At 36.2% G+C, this 5,416-nt stretch carries 5 protein-coding genes and 1 pseudogene; 1 reads left to right on the top strand and 5 read right to left on the bottom strand.

What is annotated here, in order from left to right:
- The 5 genes and pseudogenes from ACIQ0D_RS11180 to kbl all read right to left on the bottom strand — a co-directional run.
- A pseudogene (locus ACIQ0D_RS11180) lies at positions 1 to 339 on the bottom strand (23S rRNA (uracil-5-)-methyltransferase RumA); the annotation flags it as partial.
- A gap of 282 nt (positions 340 to 621) precedes the next feature.
- Positions 622 to 1,191 (bottom strand): TetR/AcrR family transcriptional regulator, encoded by a 570-nt coding sequence (locus tag ACIQ0D_RS11175; protein ID WP_291401036.1) that lies wholly within the window; start codon positions 1,189 to 1,191, stop codon positions 622 to 624.
- Positions 1,192 to 1,197: 6 nt separating this feature from the next.
- A complete protein-coding gene (locus tag ACIQ0D_RS11170; RefSeq protein ID WP_395805624.1) occupies positions 1,198 to 1,614 on the bottom strand; it encodes a hypothetical protein in 417 nt (138 codons plus the stop codon).
- A complete protein-coding gene (pheS, locus tag ACIQ0D_RS11165) occupies positions 1,614 to 2,648 on the bottom strand; it encodes a phenylalanine--tRNA ligase subunit alpha (protein WP_395805622.1) in 1,035 nt (344 codons plus the stop codon). The genes ACIQ0D_RS11170 and pheS overlap by 1 nt, the downstream gene beginning before the upstream one ends.
- A 36-nt stretch (positions 2,649 to 2,684) precedes the next feature.
- Positions 2,685 to 3,875, bottom strand: a complete 1,191-nt coding sequence (gene kbl, locus ACIQ0D_RS11160; RefSeq protein WP_395805620.1) for a glycine C-acetyltransferase — start codon at positions 3,873 to 3,875, stop codon at positions 2,685 to 2,687.
- Positions 3,876 to 4,008: 133 nt separating this feature from the next.
- On the opposite strand from kbl, the gene ACIQ0D_RS11155 reads away from it, so the two are divergent.
- Positions 4,009 to 5,416 (top strand): DUF5686 and carboxypeptidase regulatory-like domain-containing protein (locus tag ACIQ0D_RS11155; RefSeq protein ID WP_395805618.1); only part of this gene is annotated, 1,408 nt, incomplete at its 3' end.

The raw sequence follows: 5,416 nt of genomic DNA, 5'->3' as shown, positions 1-5,416 counted from the left end.
TACCTTTGCAAGCCTTTGAAGAGCATCAACTACGCTTTTCTGCTTAAATAAAAGCTGTGCATCATAGTTTAGATGCTGCCATTTACAACCTCCACATACGCCAAAGTGCTTACAAAATGGATCTGTACGATGCTCAGATGGTTTAACTAGGTTTTGGATTTTGCCCTCATAGAATTTTTTCTTTCTACGGAGGAGCTCAACATCCACAATATCTCCTGGAACGGCTTTGTCGATGAAGATAACCAGGTCCTCTGATTTTCCTACACCTTTGCCTTCTTCAGCAATATCGATTACCTGAATGTTATTTATAAATTTCTTATCGGCCGGAATTTTTTTCATGAGCCGCAAAATTAAATATTTTTAATTTAGGAAAGGGCTAATGTGCCAGATATTGGAACAATTCATATCCATATCCTAAGATTTCTATGGATTTATTGCTTTTTTAGGTTTAAAAAAATTAAATGGCCTTTGATTTTTAAAAATCAAATAGCGCATCAATTAAATTCGAAATGTTTGAAATTTCACGACTCATGTTAATTCTTATTACTAGACTAACAATATACCAATAATTATACCAAAAACCAAATCGGTACAATAGTTTAATGTTGAATTAACAAAAACTTATTTTACTGCCGCCTTAACGAGATAGGGGAGTATTTCTTTTTGGAAGGAGATGAAATTTTTACGGACATCGGAATCGCTTACGGATGTAAAAGCAAAGGAAAACACAATACTCTTACTTGCTTTAATCAAAAATCGGAGTCGCGCGATATAATCATCTGCTTTAAACAGCGGTGTTTGATTGAATGAGTCGATTAATAAGTTTTCGAGTTCATCAGAAAGAGTTTTCAAAAATTCCTGTGAATTTGCAGATTCACGAATAAATTCCCAGCCAATAAATTCATTACAAACGGTATAGGAGAGGCGGCTAGTCTTTAAAATAATCATACTAAGGTACGCTTCTTCATCTAGGTCATCACTTGGATTATGGATAATGTCGTGTACACTATGCTGAATATATTCCATCAGAATAGCTTGTAACAAGAGTTCTTTACTCTCAAAGTACTTGTAAATAGTGGCCTTAGCAATTTTTGCGCGTTTGGCAATTTCATTTACGCTAGTTTTATGGTAGCCGTATTTTCGGAATAGATCCTGTGCCGATTTTTTAATTATTTCTTTAATCTTGTCCACTTCTTTTTAGTTAACTACCATGAGGTCAAAATTAGTAATAATTACTCTATATTGCTTAAGCGATCTTTGTGCGGGGGCTTTCACCGGACTCCCATCAAACAAAGAGAATTTTGCTCCACTGCAGGGATCTGTTGCGGTTAAATTGGGATCATCTGGCACAACCGCACACCTTTTTTGTGGATTTACTGAGCTGCACCTGTCATAAGCCACAAAAGTGCCATCGGCTCTTTTGTATATGATAAGTCCCGCAACTCCTGCATTCGCCTGATTATTAACTATTAAAAGCCCATTTGTACTTTTAATATTAAACTCCTGCAAGGTAATTTTATAGCTTACAAAAACCTCAGGAATTCTGTCAATATTATCTTTGCTGCAAGACAGTAAGCTGATTAAAATAAATAGATATGTCAGTTTAATTCGCATTAAATCATTTCCGACTGAAATTGTTTTAAAAATCGAATATCATTTTCCGAGAAGAGCCTTAAATCTTTAATTTGATACTTCAAATTGGTAATTCGTTCGATACCCATCCCGAAAGCATATCCGGTATATTTTTTACTGTCGATATTCGAGTTTTCAAGTACATTAGGATCCACCATGCCACAGCCTAAAATTTCTACCCATCCACTCTGCTTACAAAGCTGGCATCCATCACCTTTACAGATGGAGCATGAAATATCCATTTCTGCCGATGGTTCGGTGAATGGGAAATAGCTTGGTCTGAAACGGACTTTCGTGCCTTCTCCGAATAGTTCCTGAACGAAGTAAAATAAAGTTTGTTTTAAATCGGCAAAAGAAACATTTTCATCAATGTATAAACCTTCCACCTGATGGAAAAAGCAATGTGCTCTTGCAGAGATAGCCTCATTACGATATACTCTACCAGGCATAATGGCACGGAAAGGTGGTTTTCCGCCTTCCATCATTCTAACTTGAACCGATGAAGTATGCGTTCTTAATGCGATATCCCCATTTTCTCCACCTTTTTTGATGAAGAAGGTATCTTGCATATCTCTAGCAGGATGCTCTTCAGGGAAGTTTAATGCTGAGAAATTATGCCAGTCATCCTCAATTTCTGGTCCCTCAGCTACATTAAAACCTAGTTTTTTAAATATTTCGATGATTTCTTTTCTCACAAGAGATAAAGGATGACGCGCGCCAAGTTCAAACCCTTCGCCAGGTAAGCTTAGGTCTTGCTCAGATTTTGAACCACTTTCTTCCGATTCAGAACCTTCTTTCAGACTTTGATATTTTGCCTCGGTCATTTGTTTGAACTCGTTCAAAACCTTGCCATAAACTCTTTTATCCTCAGAAGACACCGTTTTAAACTCTTCAAATAGATCTTTAATAATCCCTTTGGTTCCTAAAAAACGAATTCTGAATGTTTCCAGTTCTTCAGCATTTTTGGGTTGAAAAGCGTTTATTTCTGCCGTATACTGATTGATTTTTTCTTGCATTTTCCTTGTATTTGTGAGAAAAATTCCCTATATTATTTATTTGATAACACCTAGTTTCACGCCTACTTTTGTAAATGCGGAGATTGCTTTGTCTAAATGCTCTTGGTTATGAGAAGCTGATAATTGCACTCTAATTCTAGCTTTTCCCTTAGGTACTACAGGGAAATAAAATCCGATAACGTAAATTCCTTCCTTCAATAATTCGGCGGCAAAATCTTGAGCTAATTTAGCGTCATAAAGCATGATAGGAACAATTGGATGTGTCCCAGGCTTAATTTCGAATCCTGCAGCGGTCATTTTCTCACGGAAATAGTTCGTGTTAAACTCTAATTTATCTCTGAGGTCAGTGTTTTCGCCAAGCATATTTAACACCTCAATGGATGCCCCAACAATTGAAGGCGCCAATGTGTTTGAGAATAAATAGGGTCTTGAACGCTGACGTAAAATATCAATTACCTCTTTGGGACCTGAAGTAAATCCACCAGATGCACCACCAAGAGCCTTCCCTAATGTGCCTGTGATAATGTCAACGCGACCAATAACGTTATGATGTTCATGTGTACCTCTACCAGTCTTACCTAAAAATCCGGAAGAATGACATTCATCAATCATGACTAAAGCATTGTATTTATCGGCTAAATCGCATATTTTATCGAGTTGTGCAATCGTTCCATCCATAGAGAACGAACCATCAGTAACAATAATACGGTGACGAAGATGTTGGGTTTCTTTTAATTTTTCCTCAAGATCAGCCATGTCATCATGTAAATATCGATAACGCTGTGCTTTACATAAACGTACGCCATCAATAATTGAAGCGTGGTTTAATGCATCCGAAATAATTGCATCTTGCTCATCAAATAAAGGTTCAAATACACCTCCATTGGCATCAAATGCAGCAGCATATAAAATCGTATCTTCAGTACCTAAAAAAGCGGAGATTTTAGCTTCCAATTCTTTGTGAATATCCTGTGTTCCACAAATAAATCGTACAGAAGCCATTCCGAAGCCATGGCTATCCATCGTTTTTTTGGCAGCTTCAATAACTCTGGGATGAGATGCTAAGCCTAAATAATTGTTCGCACAAAAATTAATAACTTCTTGACCGCCTTGAATTTTAATATCTGCTCCCTGAGGAGTAATAATAATACGTTCACGCTTATAAAGTCCAGCTTTTTCAATTTCTTCCAGCTCTTTTTCTAATACCGGTTTGAGGGTTTTATACATATCTATAGGATTAGGAAATGTAAAATTACAAATTCTACAGACATCCCCCACTAATTGTATTGTATTGTTCTATTTTTTTAATTCTTGCAACCTTATTTCAATTATTTCCATCTTTATAAAAAAATTAAGATACATGAGATTTATTTACTTCCTTTTGCTTTTATTAAGCTTTTCGACCTTTACCTATGCACAAGCAATTTTATTAAAAGGAACAATTAAGGATAATAATGGCTTAGCCGTGCCTTTTGCGAGTGTCTATGAAAAAGGTACTACGCGAGGCACATCCGCCAATAGCGAAGGAGAATATCAGCTTAAATTATCTGCAGGCCAGCATACTTTAATTTTTAAAGCGATTGGTTTTAGTCAGGAAAGTAAACAAATTGACCTTAAAGCTCCTCAAACATTAGATATTATTTTAATTCCCTCGGTTTATGAATTAAAAGATGTGATCGTTCAAGCCGATGCGGAGGATCCGGCATATGAAGTGATTAGAAATGCTATTCGTAAGCGTAAACGTCATCTTACGGAGGTAGATCAATATACAGCCGATGTGTATATCAAGGGTATGCAAAAATTACTGTCGGCACCTAAGAAATTTTTAGGTCGCGATATTGATGATATTGGAAAGCAAATCGGACTTGATTCAAATAGAAAGGGAATTCTGTATTTATCTGAGTCAGAATCAAGGATCAGCTTTATGCAGCCCAATAAATTACGTGAAGAAATGATTTCTTCTAAAGTTTCGGGTAGCAACCGTTCATTTAGTTTCAATCGCGCATCCGACATGAAGGTCAATTTTTATGATAATCTTATTGAAATTGATGGCTTGAGCGCGCGTCCTTTTATTTCCCCCATTTCTGATAATGCACTATTTTATTATAAATATAAACTTGTGGGAACGAGCATGGAGAATGGAGAGATGGTAAATAAGATTGAAATCATACCTAGACGTAATGCAGACCCAGTTTTCAGGGGATTGATTTATATTTTGGAGGATAGTTGGCGGATACATAGTACCGATTTGTATCTCACCAAACAAGCCAATATCAATTTTGTAGATACTTTAAATATTCGTCAAGAATTTATTCCCGTGAACAAAAAAATATGGATGCCAACATCTGTGAGGTTTGATTTTACAGGTGGTTTTTTTAGTTTTCGCTTTGGCGGATATTTCCTTGCGCTATATAAAAACTATGATTTTGATGCTAATTTGAATAAAAAAGAGTTCGCTGAAATTTTAAAAATCACGAAAGAGGTCAATAAAAAAGATAGCACTTATTGGAAGGAGGCACGACCAATTCCGCTGACCATTGAGGAGCAGCTTGATTACGATAAAAAGCAAGTTTTGGCCACAAAACGAGAGTCGAAAACATACCTTGACTCGTTGGATGCGGTTAATAATAAATTTAAACCTGTAGGATTTATAATTGGCTCAGGCTACAATCCGAGAAATCGTTTTAAGAAGGAGTATTTTCGCTTTGGGTCATTGATTAATTCGGTTTATTATAATACCGTAGAGGGTTTCGGATTAAATTATCAAG

The organism is Daejeonella sp., assembly GCF_044342615.1.
GTDB lineage: Bacteria > Bacteroidota > Bacteroidia > Sphingobacteriales > Sphingobacteriaceae > Daejeonella.
This window is presented reverse-complemented; position numbering and strand designations above follow the sequence as displayed.

What these genes read in the sequence shown, in the direction of transcription:
- ACIQ0D_RS11170 (WP_395805624.1), bottom strand. Translation starts at nt 1,614, where the DNA reads ATGCGAATTAAACTGACATATCTATTTATTTTAATCAGCTTACTGTCT.
- pheS (WP_395805622.1), bottom strand. Translation starts at nt 2,648, where the DNA reads ATGCAAGAAAAAATCAATCAGTATACGGCAGAAATAAACGCTTTTCAA.
- kbl (WP_395805620.1), bottom strand. Translation starts at nt 3,875, where the DNA reads ATGTATAAAACCCTCAAACCGGTATTAGAAAAAGAGCTGGAAGAAATT.